Annotated in this window: 1 protein-coding gene; it reads left to right on the top strand. The window is 62.9% G+C overall.

The genetic code is table 11. From position 1 onward, the window contains the following. Positions 1–1,216, top strand: a 1,216-nt coding sequence (locus EN984_RS34755) for an FAD-binding oxidoreductase (protein ID WP_164765929.1), incomplete at its 5' end; no start/stop codon positions are given. Between the last annotated feature and the right edge of the window lie 156 nt (positions 1,217–1,372).

Raw genomic sequence — 1,372 nt, forward strand, 5'->3', positions numbered from 1 at the left:
CTCCTACGGCGATTCCTGCCAGAACGCGGCCGGCGCGGTCGTCGACATGCGCTCGCTGAACCGGATTCGTGCCTTCAACGCCGAAACCGGTGTTCTCGAGGCGGATGCCGGCGTGCTGTTGTCCGACATCATCGCCCACGCTGCCCCACACGGCTTCTTCCCGGCGGTTGTGCCCGGCACCCAATTCGTCACGCTGGGTGGCGCCATCGCAAACGACGTGCATGGCAAGAACCATCATCGGCGCGGGACATTCGGCTGCCATGTCGAGAGCTTCACGCTGCTCAGGTCCGACGGAAAGACCCACCGCTGCTCGGCATCGGACAATGCGCGGCTGTTTGCGGCAACGATCGGCGGCATGGGGCTGACCGGCCTCATCCTGTCGGCCTCGATCCGGCTGATGCGGGTGCATTCGCTCGACATCGTCGAAAAGGCGACCCCGTTTCGCGATCTCTGCGAATTCTTCGGCCTGGCCGAGGCGGCCGATCAGGCCAATGAATATGCGGTCGCCTGGATCGACCAATTGGCCGGCGGCCGCAACAGCGGTCGCGGCCTGCTGTTGTCGGGCAATCACGCCGAGCACGGCTCGCATGCCGCCTCGCGCGTCGGCGGCACTTTCTCGGTGCCGGTCCAGCCGCCGTTCAATGTGCTCAACCGGCCGTTCCTGACCGCCTTCAACGCTGCCTACAGGTGGAGGAAGAGCCGGGCAACCGTGCAGCGCCAGGCCGGATATCAGGGCTTCTTCTTCCCGCTCGACGGCGTGCGCGACTGGAACCGGCTTTATGGGCCGAAAGGGCTTTTCCAGCACCAGAGCGTGGTGCCGGAAGAGACGGCGCGCGAGGCCGTGCCGGCATTGCTGGCGGCTGCAAGGCAAGCCGGGCAGGGCTCGTTCCTCACGGTGCTGAAACGCTTTGGCTCCATCCGCTCGCCGGCGCTGCTGTCGTTTCCGCGTTCCGGCTACACGCTGACACTGGATTTCCCCAACAGGGGTGCCGCGACACTGACATTGCTGCGGGAACTCGACCGCATCACGGTCGAGGCCGGCGGCGCGGTCAATCCATATAAGGACGCCCGCATGGCCGCCGAGATATTCGCCTCGTCCTTTCCCGAATGGCGGCGGCTGGAAGCGCTCCGCGACCACGCCTTCATGTCTGACTTCTGGGCGCGCACCGCGAAGAGGTTGGATGCGCGACGAGGCTCGGTCGAGGCGGCCGAATAGATAAAACTCGAATAATTCCCGGTTAATCGATGCTTAATAACGCGATTTACTCAAAATATTGTTGGGACTTCACCAAATGTTTGCGGGTTTGTAGTAGGAATCGCGAGGGGGTGGCTTGGAACACATGAAATACATCGTCTTCATTCTCTTTACAGT

Source organism: Mesorhizobium sp. M7A.F.Ca.CA.004.12.1.1 (genome assembly GCF_003997835.1).
Classification (GTDB): Bacteria; Pseudomonadota; Alphaproteobacteria; order Rhizobiales; family Rhizobiaceae; genus Mesorhizobium.